Raw genomic sequence first — 18,028 nt, 5'->3', positions numbered from 1 at the left:
CAATCGAATGCTAAGGAAAAGAAGGCCATGGAGGATCAGGCTGCATGCTGACGCATGCGGCTGAAAACACCGTAAAATCTGCCTTTTTCCTCCCGGCCGCTCTGTCGGCCGTGGTCTCTTCCTCTTGTCGGCGGGGATTATGCCCGAAATCGACAGGGCGACCAGAGAAGGATTATGCTTTCAGGGGTAATTTTGTGCTGCAGGATTTGATCGCCAACGGACAGTCGATGAGGACGGTTTCTCTGCCCCGCGGCCGCCAGCGATTGCACGCCATGCCGACCAGCGCCGGCTATGAAGTGCGCGAGAACGAGAGCTATGACTGGGACGGTCGCCGGCGCGGCCAGACGCCCTTCACCGTGCTGCAGCACACGATCAGCGGCAGCGGCAAGCTGCGCTACCAGAACCGCAACTATCGCCTTCAGGGCGGCGACACGCTGCTCGTTCTCGTGCCGCACAATCATCGCTACTGGCTGGAGAAGGGCGACCGCTGGGAATATTTCTGGATCTCGATGAATGGCGAGGAAACGCTGCGCATCCACCAGATGGTGCTGTCGACGGCCGGGCCGGTGCTGAAGCTGCAGCCCTCGACCATCGATCATCTCGCCGATTGCAGCCTGCGCCTGGTCAAGGGCGCCACGTCGCCGGGTGCCGCCTCGGCGATCGCCTATGAAGCGGCGATGGCGCTCTATGACGACGTCTTCGGCTCGCCGGCCTTTGCCGCCGAGCTCAGCCTGATGCAGCCGGTGATCGACCATATCAATGCCAATCTCGAAAAGCCGCTGCCGGTCAGCGAGCTTGCCGGCATCGTCGGCCTCAGCCGCGCGCATTTCTCGCGCAGCTTTGCTGAGAGCGAGGGCATGCCGCCGGCCGAATTCGTGCTGCAGCAGCGCCTGCAGCGTGCCGTCAAGCTTCTGACCAAGGCAGACTTCCTACCGGTCAAGGAAGTCGCCATCATGTGCGGCTTCGAAGACCCCAACTATTTCTCCAAGGTCTTCCGCCGCGTCTACGGCACCAATCCCACCGAATTCCGCACGACGGGCATGTACGCCAGCATCGGCAAGCTGCGATAGCTGGTCGTCCCGATCGGCGGACCTTGGCTTCAGGCCCTGACTTCGAACACCATGTTGAACGGCGTTTCCGTGGCGCGCCGGAAATGCGTGAACCCGGCGTCGAGCGCGACCTTTCGAAGCTTCATTTCTCCCGCCTGTGCGCCGAGCCCAAGCCCCACCTCCTGGGAGAGTGACGCCGGCGTGCAGATCATCGTCGACGCGCCGTAATAGACGCGGCCGACCGGATTGAGATTGTCCTTGAGATGGTCATGGGCAAAGGGCTCGACGATGAGCCACGTGCCGTTCGGACCAAGCGTGTCCTTGACATGCCGGCCGGCGCCGACCGGATCGCCCATGTCGTGAAGGCAGTCGAACATGGCGACCATGTCATAGCCGCGCCCCGGAAATTCCGCCGCCGAGCCCTGCTCGAAGGTCACGCGGTCCGAAACACCCGCATCCTTCGCGGCGGCCTTTGCCCTTTCGATCGACGGGCCGTGATAGTCGAAGCCGGTGAAGCGGGACGCAGGATAGGCCTGCGCCATCAGGATGGTCGATGCCCCATGACCGCAGCCGACATCGGCGACACTGGCGCCGGCCTTGAGCTTTTCTTCGACCCCGGCCAGAGCCGGTATCCATTCGGCGACGAGATGGCTGTTGTAACCGGGGCGAAAGAACCGTTCGGTCCCGCGAAACAGGCAGGTGCTGTGCTCATGCCAGCCGAGACCCTTGCCGGTGCGGAAGGCATCGGCGACCTTTGCCTCGTCCATCCACATGGATTGGACGACTTCGAAGGCGCCGACGAAAAAGGCGGGGCTGTTTTCCTCGGCAAAGACCATCGCCTGCTCCGGCGTCAGGCTGAACCGATCGGTCTTTTCATCGTAAGCGACATAGTCCGCAGCCGCCTGGGCGCTGAGCCACTCCCTGAGATAGCGCTCCTTTATCCCCGTCTTCTTGGCAAGATCCTGGACGCTCATCGGCGTTCCGTCGGCCATCGCCTTGTAGATTCCGACCTGGTCGCCAAGCACGACCAAGGCACCTGACATCGCGGCGCCGACGTCCCCAACAAGACGACCGACAAGCGCATCGAGTTTTTGCATATCTGGCTCACGCATTGTTACCTCCCGGGTGCGTGATAAGGGTAATCTAAATTAGTCTTTAATAATATTCAGTCAATCAACTTGGTCGTTCGATAGATGAGCGTGGAGTATTAAAGGTCGAAAGAATGAAATAGGCGTGCCTATTCCAGGGCTCACAACATGCTGTGCCGTCATGGACCTCCTCTCATCATCGCTTGTGTCGAGATTGCGTTTTTAATATAATCTGCCCGAGGCAGAATCACACTTTTGATGCAAGGTTATTGTTTTGTGCCTATCTTCCGCTCAATGCCGCGCTGCACGTGCCCTTTTGGCATGGTCTCAAGACGATCTCTCATCGGCCTCGAAAGTCGCCAAAGCGACGATCGCTAATTTCGAGGCCGGGAAGCGCTCTCCCTACGAACGAACCCTTCAGGATATGAAGCACGCCCTGGAAGGCGCAGGTGTGATTTTCATCCCGGAAAATGGCGGGGGTGCGGGCGTTCGCCTGGCAAAACGCGCCGATGCCTCGATCGACACGAACGAGACCGAGACGGTTCAATATGAAGAATATCTCAAAAACGATGCACCACCGGGTGCAGGTGGCTGAATGATGGCAAAGAAAGAAAAGCTCGAACACTCCGAACTGGCGGGAGAATTCACCGACGACGGTGTCACCGTGCTCGTCGATATCTTCCGCACGTCGGGCAGCAATGAAGACTGGACGATGGAAGTGGTCACGCAAGCGGAGGACCTGATCCGCTGGGACGAGCCATTTCCGACTGACCGGGATGCCTTCGACGAATTCCTGGCCATCGTCGCGCGCGACGGCATTCGGTCGTTTCTCGAAGATGAAGAGCCATCCGTGCATTGAGGGTGTCCAGTGAAAAGCATCAATGATCTCGTCGCATCGGCGAAAACCGTCTGCGATCGATACCGGGCCGGCCGGATGGAGCGCGAGACCGTGCGGGAATGGGTTCTCGGACTTGGCGCCTATCCGCCGCCGCATGGTGACCGCGTGCGCGAAGCCGCGGAATGGTTCCGGCTGCACAATCGTGAGCCTGTTTCCGAAGACATCGTGCTGGTGGACATCGACCGGCTTGCAGCCATTGCGGCGCCGTGAACCCGGGCCGCCGGCTCTCTTTTACGGTTGGCTCGCCGCCTCGATCCGGACTGGCGCAATTACGCCGTTACTAGGCGGCGTAGGACCAATGACGATCACGCGCCTTATGCATAATACCCTCATCGCAGCTTCCATGCGTAGCGGTCGGGGGTTCCGCTGCTTCGGCAGACATGACACCCTTACGACGCTGACATGACTGCTGCATCTCACGCGCGAAGCGTACGTCAAGCGCGGTTAGGGCATATTAATTCGTGCGATAAATAGAAGGAACAGCACGTGGCAGCATTTCCGGAAAAGGCAAAGGTCGTCATCATCGGGCTCGGCGGTATCGTCGGCGCCTCCATCGCGCATCATCTCGTCGAGCGGGGATGGGACGATATCGTCGGCATCGATAAGTCGGGCATCCCGACGGATATCGGCTCGACGGCCCATGCCTCGGACTTCTGTTACACCACGAGCCACGACTATCTGTCGGTCTGGACGACGCAATATTCGATCGATTTCTACGAGAAGATGGGCCATTACGCCCGCATCGGCGGCCTCGAAGTGGCGCGCACCGGCGACGATGCCTGGATGGAGGAAATCAAGCGCAAGCTATCCTCGGCACGCGCTTTCGGAACGCGCGCTCATTATGTCAGCCCTTCCGAGATCAAGGAGAAGTTCCCGCTGATCGAGGAAGATCAGGTGATGGGCGGCCTTTACGATCCGGATGCCGGCCTCGTCATTCCGCGCTCGCAGACCGTTGCCGGCAAGCTGGTCGATGCCGCCGAAAAGGCCGGCAAGCTTCAGGTGTTCGGCAATACGCCGGCGAAGTCGCTGATCGTCGAAGGCGGCCGCATCAAGGGCGTTGTCACCCATCGCGGCACCATCATGGCCGACCACGTCATCGTCTGTGCCGGCCTCTGGGGGCGCCTGATCGCGGAGATGGTCGGCGAAGACCTGCCGGTCATGCCGGTCGACCACCCGCTCACCTTCTTCGGGCCGTATAACGAATTCGAAGGCACCGGCAAGGAAATCGGCTTCCCGCTGCTGCGCGACCAGGGCAACTCCGCCTATATGCGCGATACCGGCGACCCGGCGTCGACGGAGGGCGGCCAGATCGAGTGGGGCTACTACGAAGCCACCAATCCGCGTATGTGCCATCCGCGCGACATTCTCGAAAAACACGAAGCGCGCCTTTCGCCCTCGCAGCGTGATCTCGAGATGGAACAGATCATCGAGCCGCTCGAGCGCGCCATGGAACTGACGCCGATCCTCGGCGAACTCGGCTATAACGAAGGTCACTCCTTCAACGGCCTGCTGCAAGTTTCCGCCGGCGGCGGCGCATCCTGCGGCGAGAGCCAGAAGGTGCGCGGTCTCTGGTATTGCGTTGCCATCTGGGTCAAGGACGGCCCGGGCTATGGCAAGCTGATCGCCGACTGGATGACCGATGGCCGTACTGAAATCGATCACAACAGCATCGACTATGCCCGCTTCTATCCGCATCAGTTGACGGAAGAGTTCATCGAGGGCCGCTGCTACGAAGCCGCCCAGAAGATCTATTTCCCGGCTGTTCACACCCGCGAACCCTATGCATCCGGCCGCAACGCCAAACGCTCGCCCTTCTACGAGCGCGAAAAGGAGCTCGGCGGTTACTTCATGGAACTTGGCGGCTGGGAACGTGCGCACGGCTACGCCGCCAACGAGCACCTTCTGGAGAAATACGCCGACCGCGTCCCGGTCCGCGAGAATGAATGGGACAGCCGCCATTTCTGGCGCGTGTCGAATGCCGAGCACCTGGCAATGAGCGAGGATTGCGGCATCGTCAATCTCAGCCATTTCCACATGGTCGATATCGAGGGACCTGACCATGTCGAATTGATGGAATGGCTTTGCGCCGCCAAGGTCGGCGGCGATGCCAACATCGGCAAGGGCATCTACACCCACTTCCTCGACGACGAAGGCATGGTCCGCGCTGATTTCACCGTCTTCCGCATGGCCGACCGGTGCCGTCTCGTCAACGGCGCCGATGCCGGCCCGCGCGACCTGCACTACATGAAGCGCGTCGCCGAAGACCGCGGCCTCGACGTGACCATCACCGACGTCTCGGAAAAATTCGTGACGATCGGCATCTGGGGTCCGAACGCGCGCGACACGCTGAAGAAGGCCGTGGCCGATCGGGCCGGGCTCGATCAGGAAAACTTCGCCTTTGCGGCGATCAAGCCGATCGAAATCGCCGGTAAGCCCGTCACCGCTTTCCGCATCTCCTATGTCGGCGAGCAGGGCTGGGAACTGCACATGAAGTACGAAGACGGCCTCGCCGTCTGGGATGCGCTGCGTTCAACCGGCGTGATGGCCTTCGGCGTGGAGACCTATGCAAACTCGCGCCGCATGGAAAAGAGCCTGCGCCTGCAGAACGCCGACCTCCTCACCCAGTACAACCTGATCGAAGCCGATCTCGCCCGTCCGAAGGTCAAGGAAGCCGATTTCCGCGGCAAGGCAAAACATCTGGAATATAAGGCGCGTGAGCACCAGCCGGCCATGCTCTGCACGCTTGTGATGACCGAGAATACCGACAAATCAGGCGTGAAGCGTTATCCCGTCGGCAGCATGCCGGTTGTCGATCCCGCCACAGGAGAGGTTCTGGTCGACGAACTTGGCCGTCGGTCCTACACGACCTCGGTCGCCTACGGCCCAACGGTCGGAAAGAACATCGCCTTGGCCTATCTGCCCTGGTCGCATTGCCAGGTCGGACGCAGGCTGAATGTCGAGTATTTCGCCGAGACTTATCCGGTCCAGGTTGTCGGCGTCGGGTACAAGCCGATCTATGACCCAGAAAATCTGAAGCCGCGCAGCTAAGCGCATCGGCCGCGCAAATCGGAATCGATTTTCGGAAAGCACGAGGATTGAAAGTGTTACAGCGCCGCGTGTCCTAAAAGACGCACGGCGCTGTAAGCGCTCCAGAACTTGCGACGTTGCAAGGATGGGGCGCTACAGACATGAGGTTGATCGTCAGCGCCACGCTGAACGGCGGCTCGGATGGTCGCTGGTGACCCGGATCCGTCAACTGTCTGCGTCTGACACTCTGGGTGCTGGCGCAATTTTACGGTTGCCTCGCAGTCGGATTGGAAGTCAGGATGCGGCGAAGCCATCATTAGAATTCAAGAGTGAGGCATGATGTCGTCCGAAAACCGCTCACACTTTTCAGCATCATGCTCTGGCGAGTGGACAGTCGATGCTTGATAATCCCACATGGTCCGGAGTACTCGCCGATCCTGTCGTCCAGGCCGGGACGTTGGCCGTGGTCGGTGCGATTATCACGCGCATAGCGCTTCGGCCCTTCCCGAGCTGGAAGCTCGCCGGACAGGTGTTTTTCTTCGCGGCACTCACCGTCCTGTTGCTCTATCACGACATCGTGCCCTACGAAGTCGGGCCGACGACGGCTTCGACCTTCGAACGCGTCTTCATCGCCCTTGCCAAGGTGGTCTGGTGGATCAATGCCGCCTGGGCACTGATCGCCTTCGTCCGCGTCTTCCTGATCTTCGAGCGCCAACCGCGCGAAGGTCGTCTCGTTCAGGATCTGGTCATCGGCCTGATCTATCTCGGCGCGATCCTCTCGGTGGTCGCCTATGTCTTCAGCTTTCCCGTCGGTACGCTGATCGCCACATCAGGCGTCTTTGCCATCATCCTCGGCCTTGCGATGCAAAGCACTCTGAGCGACGTCTTTTCCGGCATCGCGCTCAACCTCGGCCGTCCCTATACGATCGGCGACTGGATCGTGCTGAATGACGGCGTCGAGGGTCGTGTCGTCGAAACCAATTGGCGCTCCACCCATCTGCTGAACGGCTCGAATGACCTCGTCGTCCTGCCCAACAGCTTTCTGGCCAAGGTCGGGCTGACCAATCTCAGCAGCCCCGACCGCAGTCACGGCGCCTCACTGACGGTCCGGGTCATACCGACGATCGGGCCGTCGGCGATCATCGAGGTCATGCGCGCCGTGCTCTTGAGCAGCGGCTCGATCCTGACTGAGCCGAAACCCAGCGTGCAGATCAAATCGCTGACATCAGATGCAGTGGAGTTGGAACTCTCCTTCCGCGTCAGGGACATCGGCCAGACGGGGCCGGCGAAGAACGAGATTTTCGATCTCATCTACCGCCACATCAAGGCCGCCGGCCTCACCTTGGCACGGCCGCTCGACGCCGCCGGCCCACCGCCCGACCAGTTGCAGTCGGAAGAGGTGGTGAAGCCGCACCGGCCGACGCCGCTCAAGCTTCTCGACGCCATCCCGTTGTTTTCCTCGTTGACCGAGGACGAGAAGGAAACGCTCGCAGCCTCAATGACGCGGCGAACCTACAAGAAGGATTCCATTCTTATCGAGCAGGGCGATGCGGTCGCATCGCTGATGATCGTGCGCAGCGGCGCCCTGGTCGCCACGCGCCGGGAAGGCCATCAGGAAATCGAACTCGGCCGGCTGGCGCCGGGCGATTATTTCGGTGAAAGCGGACTGTTGATCGGGGTCGGCGAGGCCGCCAGCCTGCGTGCCCTGACCTTCGTCGTCGTCTACGAGATCGCCCAGACAAGCCTGACGCCGCTGCTGCACGACCGGCCCGGCATCGCCGAAGAGCTTGCCGCTACCCTCTTACACCGTATCGAGACCGGCCAGCATTCTTTCGCGGCCGAAGGCGCCACGTTGCACGGCCACTCGGTTGGCTCCCTGGTGACGCGCATCCGCCACCTGTTCCATGTGCCGCAATAGGCCTCGCGCTATCCGTCGTCGTCGTTCGCGATCGTGTGGACATTATCTGGCGCGCGGCTTGGGATGAACCGCTTCGAGATCAGCCAGCAGCCGAGCGCCCAGAGCGCGCCGGCACACCATCCGGCGAAGACGTCCGTCGGGTAGTGGACGCCGAGATAGATCCGGCTCAAGCCGATGATGACGGCAAGGAAGACGCCGGCGCCCATGACGAAGATCCGCGTCGAGGGATAACGCTGCGTTCGCGCCACGAGCGCGCCAAGCGTCAGATAGGTCACCGCCGAGACCATCGCATGTCCGCTTGGAAAGCTGAGATCGCTCACTTCGACCAGATGCGGCACGATATCGGGACGCGGCCGGGCGACGAGGATTTTCAGCAGCGCGCTCGCCAGCCAGCCGGTCAGCACCGAGGAAAAGACGAAGATGGCGATCGGCCAGCGCCGGTCGAACAGAAGATAGATGGTGATCAGAGCCGTCAGCAGCGAGAGGACGGTGATGCCGCCTAGGGCTGTGATATCGTCGACGGCATGCGTCAGCCAGTCGGGGCCGATCGGCACGGCAAGATCGTCCGCGCGTCTCAACGCCAACAGGACCACCTCGTCGAAGCGAAAGGTCTCGCCTTCCAGGACTTCGCTCGTCAGTCGCTGGAGCACGAACAGCCCGCCGGCGATCGACGCGAGCGTAATCAGCGTCAGCGGTTCATAGGCGGTAAGCCGTGTCAGAAAACCTCGTCGTTGAACCTCGGTCATGCCTGCCGTCGAACTCCCTTTAGTCATGTCGGTCCTCGCCAAATCGGCAATTTGACCTCAAGATTCAAGGCCAGGCGCACTCAAGAACGCTCCTAAAAGGAGTTTTTACGCTCGGAGAGGCTGCCGTCCATTGGTTCATCGGCACCACCGGTGAGAGTGGGAAACGCATTGATCTGGTCGCGCCCTGGTAAAGGACTGCCGCAGCCGGGTCGGAAAAAACGCGTTGCCGCCGCCGCCCCAGGGGGAAGGGGTCCGATCACCCCGTCGGCGATGCTGTATCCTGGTCGATGAGACTGGTGAAGCTCGTCAAATACCTGGCCATGACGAAACCGTGGGCGCGAAGATCGGCAAGCAACATCGGCATGTTTGTCGCTACGTCTTAGGTAAGCATATGATTTATTGATATAACTTTGTTGTCAATCATCGGCAAAACCATCAACGTGTCGCAAACTTCAAAGATCGGCAATCAACATCGGCAATTTTCTTGATTTAAACATGCTAACTTACTAAATATAATCATGTTTTCGAGATTAAAAGATCGGCAAAAAATGGCAGAAGAAGTCCCGACCCGAATTGAGCCCGCATTTTTCGAGGAAAGCATCCCATCCTCGATCTCCGATCTCGTGGTGGAGATGCAGGCGGCAGCCGCGAAGCTGGGCCACGGCCTGCACAACGACGCCGCCTTCGAGCTGTCTGACCTCGTGAGGGTGATGAACTGCTATTACTCCAACCTGATCGAAGGGCACAACACGCGTCCCAAGGACATCGAGCGCGCGCTCGCGGGCGCTGAAATCGAGGAGGCCACGCGCCCTCTGGTCTTGGAGGCCAAGGCGCATGTTGTCGTTCAGCGTGAAATTGACCGTTTGAGCCGGGATGGTGCGTTGCCATCACCAACATCTTCCGAGTTCATCGCTTGGGTACATCGTCGCTTTTATGAGGAGATGCCGGAAGAAATCCGCTTCGTCGAAGGCCGTGATGGACCTAAGGTCGAGATCGTTCCCGGCGCGTTCAGATCAAAAAGCGAAGACGATGTCTCCGTCGGTCGGCACCAGCCGCCATCCTCTCCGTATGTCAAAGCGTTCATGGATCATTTTTCCAAGCGCTACGCAGCCGCGCAGGCCGGAGCTACCAACAAGATCATCGCCATCGCGGCGGCGCATCACCGTCTTAACTTCATCCACCCCTTCATTGACGGGAACGGCCGGGTGAGCCGACTGATGTCGCACGCCATGGCTCAGGAAGCAGGCGTGGGCGGGAAAGGACTGTGGTCCATATCGCGTGGCTTGGCCCGTGGCCTCAAAGACAAGACAGAATACAAAAGCATGATGGATCATGCCGACCAGCAGCGCATGAATGATAGAGATGGCCGAGGCAATCTTTCCGCAAAGGCACTTCAAGACTATTGCGAATGGTTCTTGTCGGTGGCCCTTGACCAGATTCAGTTTTCCAATGCTGTCTTCTCTTTCGACAAGCTTGAGAGCCGTTATCGCAAATTGATCGAAGATGTTATCGACGATAAGCGTGCCCCGGACATCATCTCGGCAGTCCTGAAACATGGCTCGATAGATCGCGGTGATATCGGCTTCATCACGAAGTCGCCCGACCGTACAGCGCGAAACACATTGAAGGCCCTGCTCGATCATGGCTTTCTGAAATCCGCCTCACCGAAAACACCCGTGCGGATAGCTTTCCCACTTGATTACCGCGAGCGGCTATTCCCCAATCTTTTCACAGATGGCGAGATAGATGCGCCAAAGCCGTCTGTTCCATCATACATCACTCGGGTGCGCACGAAGGAGATTGCCAGTCGATCCTCCCTCAAGCCACCCTTCAATGAAGACGAGGAATTTCAAAAGCGCGTCGGCGGCATCACGGCCCTGCAGAAGTCGCTTGGCGCGAGAAGTACCCTGGGCAAAATAGCGGCTCAAGAACTCGCAACCACCGAACCCACGACGGTAGATTGGCAATCTGTCGAGGACCGCGTGATCGCTGAGGGCATTGGAGAGCACGGGCAGTCCCGCGCGGAGGTCATCGAAGCGCTTTGCGAGTTCAGCCCTGGCGCGGTGTCGCAGGAACAGAAGGATGAGATTGAAAAGCGCGTCTTGGCCGCCGCACCCGCGCTAGCGGAAAAATACAACAAACTCATCATGGACCGAAAGCCAAAACGCTAAGATTGCTGGCCGTGCGCCGCGTTGAACCTCGGTCATACCTGCCGTCGAACTCCCTTTACATCATGTCGGTCCTCGCCAAATCGGCAATGCAACCTCGGGATTCAAGGCCCTGCCCCATTCAACGGCGCTCCTGAAGCGAGTTTTTGCGCTCGGCGAGGCCGCCGTCCATGGTCTCGACACCACCCGCGAGATGGGGAAAGGCATTTCGACGGGGAGCCGTTCCCATGGAGTGTACGAAGAGGGAGATGTTCCTTCACGTCAACGTCTTGCGCGAAGATCAGCCCACCTTGCCGACGATCCCCCTCGCTTTGGCTGAGAGCCTGGATGCGCTACTTGGACATCATCCGGCGGAATGTTTTTGATTCATCCGCGGGCAATACATCGGAAGCCTAGATGGCAAGTTGCTGTATCGACGGGTTGCGCCATGCGTGCGGCCGGCCGGTAACGGCGGCAATAATTGGGGGCGCAAAGATGTGAGCCGCCCTTCATAACTTTGCGTGGAATGCTGATCTGCGGTAGGCGCGGATCATAGCTGTTGGATCGTTCAGCGCCGACGGGATTCGAGATCGTGCAGCACGGGCTGTCGATCATGCCATGCTCCTGATACCAGTCGGTCGTCCATTCCCAGACATTGCCGGCCATATCGAACAGACCATAGCCGTTGGCCGGAAAACTCCCCACGGGAGATGTCCCTTCGAAACCGTCTTTCCGACTGTTCTGGACGGGAAACTCGCCCTGCCAGGTGTTGGCCATATGCCGACCACCGGGCAACATTTCCTCTCCCCAGACATAGTCCGCCGCCTCAAGCCCGCCGCGTGCGGCAAACTCCCATTCTGCTTCGGTCGGCAGTTCCTTGCCGGCCCAGGCCGCATAGGCTTGCGCGTCCTCGAAGGCGACATGGACGACCGGGTGCTCCAATAGCCCCTTGATCGTGCTTGCCGGCCCCCGCGGATGCCGCCAGTTTGCTCCGCGCACATATTTCCACCAGTTGTAGTGGTTCGTCAGATCAACGGGCGACCTTGGCTTGATGAAAACGACCGATGATGGTGTCAGCATCTCCGCGACGGCGCCGGGATAGTCTGCGGGGTTGACCGGCCGCTCCGCCGTGGTGACATAGCCGGTCGCCTCGACAAAGGCGGAAAACGCCCGGTTCGTCACCGGGCATGTGTCCACCCAGAAACCGTCGACACGAACCCGGTGTGCAGGGGCTTCCTCCGCATAGTGGCGATCCGAGCCCATCAAGAAATCGCCGCCGGGGATCCATAACATACGACCGCTCGGAGGCGCTTTCACATTTCGTCTTTCCAACACGGCTTCGCCCTGCTTTCGATCTTCACTGATCATTCATTGGCGGAGACCTTCACTCAATCGCCGCCGGCTGGGTGCCGTCATCAACACGGAAGAGAACTCGTCTTCGCCAATCGTTGTTTGCACCTACTGCACCTCGCGATGTTCAAAGAACAGATTCCAAAGCCTCCCCTTGCCGAGCGCGACTCCGAGTTCCCTCGATGCCAGATAAGGGATCAAGATCAGTAGCATGATCGCACTCATGGCCAGGAGTTCGGGTAGCCTGCCGGCTATACCTGTGATCACAACCGAGAGCGTCCGGCCATGGAGGAACCCAACGACGCACTCTTCGGCAAGCGACATAACGAGGATCAGCGAAAGATAGAGTGCCGCCTTATAGGCCACGACGCTGACGAGTCTCGAACTGTCTGACCGCTCTCCCAGCCGGATCGTATGACCGAGCAGAATGAACTTTCCGAGAATGAGGGCCTTGAGCGCGGGTATGCCAAACACAAGAAATTCCACACCCTGACCACCGAGCACCGCCATTTTGTAGAGGAGGATGGCGGCGAAACAGACATAGAGATAGGCGCAGAGGAAGGCGTACTCCCTTATCTCGTGCTTGGCTCGCTGGAGAATAGTCGTCGCTTGCCTGTTCTCATTCGCGATCATCGGTCTTTTCCGATCATAAACGGAATGGCGCCGGAAAATTAACGGCGCCATCCTTGCCTTCTTCGAAGCATGATCACTGCCCATCACTCCGCTGGAGTTTCTCAAGGACATGGTCCAGCGAGAAGCTTCCCGGCGCCTGGCGGGGTGGGTACTTTACATATGTTTGAAGATGTTTGGCCACATATGCCTGGGCAGGAACCAGCGCGAAGGCATGTTCGACGCGCCATCGTGCATAATCCCCGGCTGCATGCTGGGCAATTTCGAACGGATCGGCGCGCAGGTCGATTAGTTTCGGAAATCTCAGTGTGATCAGAGGATCCTGCCACACGTCCAACCCTTCTGCTCGTTGCTCCATGAACACCAGCTTCCAGCGGTCGTAGCGTAACCCTGCGAGGCTCCCCTCATCAGTCCAGTAAAAATACTCCTTGCGCGCGCCAGGCCCCGTGCCGTCAAACAGTTTGCGTTGATTGTAGCCATCAAGATGCACGTTGAATGTCTTGCCGGCCGCTTCATAGCCGGTCAGAAGCTTGGCCACGATGTCAGGCTCGCCGGCTGCCGCGACCAAGGTCGGCAGCCAATCCTCGTGGGAAACAATCTCGTTGATCTCGGTTCCCGGTTTGACGACGCCCGGCCAGCGCACCATCCCAGGCACGCGGTAACCACCCTCCCAATTGGTATTCTTCTCGCCATGAAACGGCGTTGTGCCACCATCAGGCCAGGAAAACACCTCTGCACCGTTATCGGTCGTCCATACCACGATGGTGTTCTCGGCGATGCCAAGTGCATCGAGCTGGTCGAGCAGCTGGCCAACCATACCGTCGAATTCAGCCATGCCGTCGGCAACAATCCCTAAGCCCGTTTTGCCCTTCGACTCCGCCTTAAGATGCGTATAGATATGCATCCGGGTCGAATTGAACCAGCAAAAGAACGGCTTTTCGGCTTTGGCGCTGCGGTCGATGAAGTCCTTGGCGGCGCCTAGGAATTCCTCGTCGACGGTTTCCATGCGTTTTCTGGTGAGCGGTCCCGTATCCTCAATCGTCTGCTTGCCCACTCTTCCGAAACGCGGATCCTCGGTCGGATCGTCTGTCTCGCTCGCTTTGCATTTCAGCACGCCACGCGGTCCGAATTTTGCGCGAAACTGTGGATCCTTCGGGTAATCTGGGTTCTCCGGTTCTTCCTCGGCATTGAGGTGATAGAGGTTGCCGAAGAATTCATCGAAGCCATGGACCGTTGGCAGAAATTCGTTGCGATCGCCGAGATGGTTTTTGCCGAACTGGCCGGTAACGTACCCTTGTGGCTTGAGCAGTTCGGCGATTGTCGGATCCTTCTCAGACAGACCCTCCTTGGCTCCGGGAAGCCCGACTTTGAGCAGCCCCGTGCGAAAACAGCTTTGGCCTGTGATGAAAGCCGCTCGCCCCGCCGTGCAGGATTGCTGAGCGTAGAGATCGGTGAACATCGCACCTTCGTCGGCGATACGGTCGATATTTGGCGTCTGATATCCCATCTGCCCGCGATTGTAAGCGCTGGTATTCCACCAGCCGATGTCATCGCCGAAGATCACAAGGATGTTCGGCTTCTTTGCTCCCGCTTGGGCAAGCGCCGGAATGCTGGCGATCGGACAGAATGCCGTTAAAGCAATTGCCGAACCGCCGGCCAGCAGGATTTGGCGACGGGTTGCGTTGTAACCTTGCCGATTGCACTTGCTGCTCATCGTGGCGCTCCCATACACGTTGTCGGCTGTTTCGCTACTTCTGAGAATTTAGCGCAAATACGGACCCGCGCTATTGCACTTAAGGGAGGGTCGGCGCCCAGACTTTCCTGGACTGTCCCCGATGCAGGCAGGAGCAAGCTTCATCTCGAGGCACTCAAGATCAAACTAGAGAGAAGATCCAAAGCAGGTCGGCGCAAACGCTGTCAGCGTTCTCAAGGCGGCCGCCAACTCACGGGCGGCTGTCATCATAAATGCTCACAGATCCAATGCCTTGTTAATGGCCGCAATCAGCGCGGCTCCGGAAAATTGCTTCTGCAGATAAGCAACGCATCCCACCTTTTCCGCCTCCGCCTTCACGGAGCCGGCTTCGAGTGCCGTGATGATAATCACCGGAAGGATTATGCCCTCGGCCTTCAGCCTGCGTTGCAGATCGATGCCGGACATGCCACCGAGGTCGATATCAAGGACAAGGCAGTCTATCGCCGTTTGGGGATCGCGAGCGAGAAAGGCCTCGGCGGATGCATATTCCTCGGCCAAAAAACCGTAGGCGTTAAGCAGCCGCCCGAGGCTGCGCCGCAGGCTTGCATCATCATCGACGACAGCGACCGTGCGGCGAAGGTTCTCCACCTCATGCCCCCTCTTTCGAACATATGAGAGACTAACGGTTGCCGGTCAAACTAGGCTGGATGGAGATCGATTGATATTGTCCTAAGGGGAAGGAGCAGCCGATCATCTCTGCGACGATGCCGTATCCTGGTCGATGAAACCGATATTTGCGGCGATCGACACCGCCTCGGCCAGCGAGCGTACACCAAGCTTTTCCATGACCTGATGGCGATGCACCTTCACCGTCCGCTCCGAGATGCCGAGCGCATAAGCGACCTGCTTGTTGAGACGGCCGCGAATGACGAGCCGGAACACCTCGGCTTCGCGCGGACTGAGGCCCGCCACGAGCGCCCGCTGGGCTTGAAGGCGGTCGTGGCCGGCCAGCTGTCTTTCGTATTGAATGAGAGCCCGATCGATCGCCTCCATCAATGCCGCCGTGGTCGAACCCTTCTCCAGAAAATCCTTGGCACCCGCCTTCATCGCCTCGACGCTTGTCTTTATGTCTCCTTCCCCCGTGAGGAACACGACCGGCAAATGCGGCGCCAGCTCGCATAGCCGCCGTTGTATCTGCAAGCCGGACTGGCCGGGCATCTGGAGGTCGAGGAGAACGCAGCCCGGCTCGCAACCGGAAAGGCCGGCGAGAAACTGATCTCCGGATTCATAGACTTCGACCTTGAAACCGTGTGCCGACAGCAGCCTTGCGGTCGCCGTCCGGTAGGATTTGTCGTCATCGACGATATGGATGACCGGTTTCATCTCGATCGCTCCTGCCTGCGGGCGAGCGGCAGGGCCACACGAAAGACCGCGCCACCTTCCGGGCGGTTGTCGGCACGGATGGTACCGCCATAAGTCTCGACAATGGCGCGGGCTATCGAGAGACCCAGCCCCGTACCCGCTTGCTTGGTAGTGTAGAATGGCTCGAAGATGCTGTTCAGGCTCTCCTGAGGAATGCCGTCGCCGGTGTCGGAGACCCGGAGTTCCACCTTCTCGTTCGCCAGTCCCGTTGCAAAGGTGAGCGTTCTCCCGGCCGGGACGGCGTCCAGCATGGAATCCATCGCGTTGGTCGCCAGATTGAGGATGACCTGCTGCACATGGACTTTGTCGGCACGCACCGGCAGCTCTCCGGGCAGCTGGTTTGATGTCAGCGTAATTCCGCGCCGTTCTGCCTCGCCGTGAATGATGTGGATTGCGCTCGACGTGACGTCGTTCAGGTCGAACTCCTGCCAATCGATCTCGCTTCTTTTCTTGAGCAATCCTCTCATTCGGCTGATGATATCGCCTGCGCGTTGATCGTCCTCCTGGATGTCGAGAAGAATCTGCTGGATCAGCTCGTGATCGGGGGGCACTCTTCGAAGCAGCACCGAGGCCGCCTCGGCATTGTTGCGAATGGCCGATAAGGGCTGGTTCAGTTCGTGAGCGATCGACGAGGACAATGCTCCTGCTGTCGCGGACTGGTTGAGATGGACGGCTTCGAGCAAGTGCAGGCGCGAGCTGCGCTCGGCGGCGCGGCGGCGCCTCCGCTCGAGCAGCAGCACAGAGATGATGCTGGCTTGCGCCAGCACGAGGCCGCTCCCCGCCACCAATAGGACCCAGTGTTCCTCCCAGAGGCTTTTAACCCTGTGCATCTGGACCGTGCCCGGCGGCAGATCCTTTTCGGCGAGCCCCCAGCGTTGGAGTTGCCGGGCATCGGCGACATAGGTCTGGGGCGCTTCGAGATCGGACACCAGCTTGCCGGCGATCGCATCGATGACGAGGTCGCCGACAGTGTGGCCCAGCGCCTCGAATGTGACGGTGTTGCCGCCGACGACGCCATGATCGATGTAGGTCTGGTAGGGTCCGTAGACAGGTGCACTGGCCGTCGCCGCGATCTGCCTGATCGCGTCGCGCGGAACAAAATTGCGCCCTGTCCGATCCTTGAAGACCGTCAATGCCAGGATGATGCTGTCGGGCGGGACGCGGGACGCGCGTTCGACGAATTCGTCGATCGCCAGATCTTCCAGATAGGTCGTCGTATCATAGGATTTGGAGAACTGTTTCAAATCCGCGCGAGCCGTCGTCAGCCAGCTCCGGTCGAAGTCGGACGAGCCTCCGACGATGTAGAGGTGGCGGGCATCGGGCTGCAGGCCGCGGGCCATCTCGGCCGTCTTCAGAATGTTGAATGTCGAGAAGGCTCCGATCACGTCATCCGGCAAAGCGATCTTCTCGGCGGTGGCGGTGCCGAAGCCGGCGGCTACGATTTTGGCGCCGGGAGCGATCGTGCCGCGGTTCGCGACGATGAAGCTGGCCGATTCCCTGCCGACGGCCACGACCACGTCGGGGCGGCGCGCTGCGTATTTCTCGCCCAGATATCGGGCCATGCGCGCGACATGTTCGCCTTCCGGAAACCGGGAGAGATCCAGGAACTCGGAAAACAGATCGATCTTGCCGTTGGTCGCCTCCAGCAGACGGCTTCTCAACGCCTCTCCGGCAGCGGTCGTCGCCGCGATCCTCTCGTCATAGGGATAAAGAACGAGGACGCGGGGAACCCGATCGATGATGGCAATCGAGGTGTCGGAGGCTGCTGCCTGACGACTGGACACACTCAGGGCGGCCACCGCCAAAAAAAAGGCAGTGCAGCATAATCGACCCGACCATTCGCCCAAGCCCATCAGCTTTCCCCCCAAAGCCGGGCGACAATAACAGCTTCCTGATGCGGCGTCATCTGCGCATCACTACTTTCGATTGCCACCGCATGAAGAGATTCCCTAAAGTACAATATCGGGGCAAGAAAGCATTCGCTAAAGTTCAGCGCGCCGGGGCAAAGATGCGGCCGGCCTCGCAACCCCACCGGAGGCAGCTCCGGCAGGATCTTCATT

General features: G+C 59.5%; 17 protein-coding genes. 8 read left to right on the top strand and 9 right to left on the bottom strand.

The window, feature by feature from the left end; genetic code table 11:
• The first annotated feature begins 44 nt into the window (after window positions 1–44).
• The gene (locus GR198_RS03465) at window positions 45–1,070 is read left to right on the top strand and encodes an AraC family transcriptional regulator (protein WP_204336996.1); all 1,026 of its coding nucleotides are present in this window, start codon (window positions 45–47) and stop codon (window positions 1,068–1,070) included.
• A 29-nt stretch (window positions 1,071–1,099) separates the two neighbouring features.
• Here the strand turns inward: GR198_RS03465 and GR198_RS03460 are convergent, their stop codons facing one another.
• The gene (locus GR198_RS03460; protein ID WP_164067466.1) at window positions 1,100–2,161 is read right to left on the bottom strand and encodes a class I SAM-dependent methyltransferase; all 1,062 of its coding nucleotides are present in this window, start codon (window positions 2,159–2,161) and stop codon (window positions 1,100–1,102) included.
• 250 nt (window positions 2,162–2,411) lie between these two features.
• On the opposite strand from GR198_RS03460, the gene GR198_RS03455 reads away from it, so the two are divergent.
• The 6 genes from GR198_RS03455 to GR198_RS03430 all read left to right on the top strand — a co-directional run bounded on the left by GR198_RS03455 (window position 2,412) and on the right by GR198_RS03430 (window position 7,980).
• Entirely contained in the window at window positions 2,412–2,732 is a 321-nt protein-coding gene (locus GR198_RS03455; RefSeq protein ID WP_011654989.1) for a helix-turn-helix domain-containing protein, read from the top strand.
• 3 nt (window positions 2,733–2,735) lie between these two features.
• On the top strand, window positions 2,736–2,996 hold the full coding sequence (locus GR198_RS03450; RefSeq protein WP_164067464.1) for a hypothetical protein: 261 nt from the start codon (window positions 2,736–2,738) through the stop codon (window positions 2,994–2,996).
• A gap of 9 nt (window positions 2,997–3,005) precedes the next feature.
• The gene (locus tag GR198_RS03445) at window positions 3,006–3,245 is read left to right on the top strand and encodes a hypothetical protein (RefSeq protein ID WP_017957896.1); all 240 of its coding nucleotides are present in this window, start codon (window positions 3,006–3,008) and stop codon (window positions 3,243–3,245) included.
• The gene (locus GR198_RS36330) at window positions 3,130–3,441 is read left to right on the top strand and encodes a hypothetical protein (RefSeq protein WP_164067462.1); all 312 of its coding nucleotides are present in this window, start codon (window positions 3,130–3,132) and stop codon (window positions 3,439–3,441) included. The genes GR198_RS03445 and GR198_RS36330 overlap by 116 nt, the downstream gene beginning before the upstream one ends.
• Before the next feature lie 80 nt (window positions 3,442–3,521).
• The gene (locus tag GR198_RS03435; RefSeq protein ID WP_164067460.1) at window positions 3,522–6,083 is read left to right on the top strand and encodes a GcvT family protein; all 2,562 of its coding nucleotides are present in this window, start codon (window positions 3,522–3,524) and stop codon (window positions 6,081–6,083) included.
• A 376-nt stretch (window positions 6,084–6,459) separates the two neighbouring features.
• Window positions 6,460–7,980 carry a mechanosensitive ion channel family protein gene (locus GR198_RS03430; RefSeq protein WP_164067457.1) on the top strand — a complete coding sequence of 507 codons (1,521 nt, stop codon included), beginning with the start codon at window positions 6,460–6,462 and terminating at the stop codon, window positions 7,978–7,980.
• An 8-nt stretch (window positions 7,981–7,988) separates the two neighbouring features.
• Here the strand turns inward: GR198_RS03430 and GR198_RS03425 are convergent, their stop codons facing one another.
• Entirely contained in the window at window positions 7,989–8,726 is a 738-nt protein-coding gene (locus tag GR198_RS03425) for a phosphatase PAP2 family protein (RefSeq protein WP_164067631.1), read from the bottom strand.
• A 548-nt stretch (window positions 8,727–9,274) separates the two neighbouring features.
• On the opposite strand from GR198_RS03425, the gene GR198_RS03420 reads away from it, so the two are divergent.
• Window positions 9,275–10,897: a Fic family protein gene (locus tag GR198_RS03420; RefSeq protein WP_164067455.1), complete on the top strand. Its 1,623-nt coding sequence runs from the start codon at window positions 9,275–9,277 to the stop codon at window positions 10,895–10,897.
• Between the two features lie 363 nt (window positions 10,898–11,260).
• On the opposite strand, the gene GR198_RS03415 is transcribed toward GR198_RS03420, so the two are convergent.
• From GR198_RS03415 to GR198_RS03385, 7 genes are all read right to left on the bottom strand, one after another.
• Window positions 11,261–12,166 (bottom strand): formylglycine-generating enzyme family protein, encoded by a 906-nt coding sequence (locus GR198_RS03415; protein ID WP_164067452.1) that lies wholly within the window; start codon window positions 12,164–12,166, stop codon window positions 11,261–11,263.
• A gap of 165 nt (window positions 12,167–12,331) precedes the next feature.
• Complete coding sequence (locus tag GR198_RS03410) at window positions 12,332–12,856, bottom strand: hypothetical protein (RefSeq protein ID WP_164067450.1); 525 nt, start codon at window positions 12,854–12,856, stop codon at window positions 12,332–12,334.
• 73 nt (window positions 12,857–12,929) lie between these two features.
• Window positions 12,930–14,567, bottom strand: coding sequence for an arylsulfatase (locus GR198_RS03405; RefSeq protein ID WP_164067448.1), 1,638 nt, complete (start codon window positions 14,565–14,567; stop codon window positions 12,930–12,932).
• Window positions 14,568–14,822: 255 nt separating this feature from the next.
• Complete coding sequence (locus GR198_RS03400; protein ID WP_164067446.1) at window positions 14,823–15,194, bottom strand: response regulator transcription factor; 372 nt, start codon at window positions 15,192–15,194, stop codon at window positions 14,823–14,825.
• A gap of 102 nt (window positions 15,195–15,296) precedes the next feature.
• A complete protein-coding gene (locus GR198_RS03395; protein ID WP_164067444.1) occupies window positions 15,297–15,929 on the bottom strand; it encodes a response regulator transcription factor in 633 nt (210 codons plus the stop codon).
• On the bottom strand, window positions 15,926–17,821 hold the full coding sequence (locus GR198_RS03390) for a sensor histidine kinase (RefSeq protein ID WP_164067442.1): 1,896 nt from the start codon (window positions 17,819–17,821) through the stop codon (window positions 15,926–15,928). The genes GR198_RS03395 and GR198_RS03390 overlap by 4 nt, the downstream gene beginning before the upstream one ends.
• The gene (locus GR198_RS03385) at window positions 17,821–18,027 is read right to left on the bottom strand and encodes a hypothetical protein (protein ID WP_164067440.1); all 207 of its coding nucleotides are present in this window, start codon (window positions 18,025–18,027) and stop codon (window positions 17,821–17,823) included. Before GR198_RS03385 ends, GR198_RS03390 begins: the two co-directional genes overlap by 1 nt.
• Window position 18,028 lies beyond the last annotated feature (1 nt).

It is taken from the genome of Rhizobium leguminosarum (assembly GCF_010668065.1).
Classification (GTDB): domain Bacteria; phylum Pseudomonadota; class Alphaproteobacteria; order Rhizobiales; family Rhizobiaceae; genus Rhizobium; species Rhizobium leguminosarum_S.
This window is presented reverse-complemented; position numbering and strand designations above follow the sequence as displayed.

Bases quoted from the DNA above. Each gene is read 5' to 3' on its own strand.
- GR198_RS03465 (WP_204336996.1), top strand. From the start codon at position 45: ATGCTGACGCATGCGGCTGAAAACACCGTAAAATCTGCCTTTTTCCTC.
- GR198_RS03460 (WP_164067466.1), bottom strand. From the start codon at position 2,161: ATGCGTGAGCCAGATATGCAAAAACTCGATGCGCTTGTCGGTCGTCTT.
- GR198_RS03450 (WP_164067464.1), top strand. From the start codon at position 2,736: ATGGCAAAGAAAGAAAAGCTCGAACACTCCGAACTGGCGGGAGAATTC.
- GR198_RS36330 (WP_164067462.1), top strand. From the start codon at position 3,130: ATGGTGACCGCGTGCGCGAAGCCGCGGAATGGTTCCGGCTGCACAATC.
- GR198_RS03430 (WP_164067457.1), top strand. From the start codon at position 6,460: ATGCTTGATAATCCCACATGGTCCGGAGTACTCGCCGATCCTGTCGTC.
- GR198_RS03425 (WP_164067631.1), bottom strand. From the start codon at position 8,726: ATGACCGAGGTTCAACGACGAGGTTTTCTGACACGGCTTACCGCCTAT.
- GR198_RS03420 (WP_164067455.1), top strand. From the start codon at position 9,275: ATGGCAGAAGAAGTCCCGACCCGAATTGAGCCCGCATTTTTCGAGGAA.
- GR198_RS03415 (WP_164067452.1), bottom strand. From the start codon at position 12,166: ATGTTATGGATCCCCGGCGGCGATTTCTTGATGGGCTCGGATCGCCAC.
- GR198_RS03410 (WP_164067450.1), bottom strand. From the start codon at position 12,856: ATGATCGCGAATGAGAACAGGCAAGCGACGACTATTCTCCAGCGAGCC.
- GR198_RS03405 (WP_164067448.1), bottom strand. From the start codon at position 14,567: ATGAGCAGCAAGTGCAATCGGCAAGGTTACAACGCAACCCGTCGCCAA.
- GR198_RS03395 (WP_164067444.1), bottom strand. From the start codon at position 15,929: ATGAAACCGGTCATCCATATCGTCGATGACGACAAATCCTACCGGACG.
- GR198_RS03390 (WP_164067442.1), bottom strand. From the start codon at position 17,821: ATGGGCTTGGGCGAATGGTCGGGTCGATTATGCTGCACTGCCTTTTTT.
- GR198_RS03385 (WP_164067440.1), bottom strand. From the start codon at position 18,027: ATGAAGATCCTGCCGGAGCTGCCTCCGGTGGGGTTGCGAGGCCGGCCG.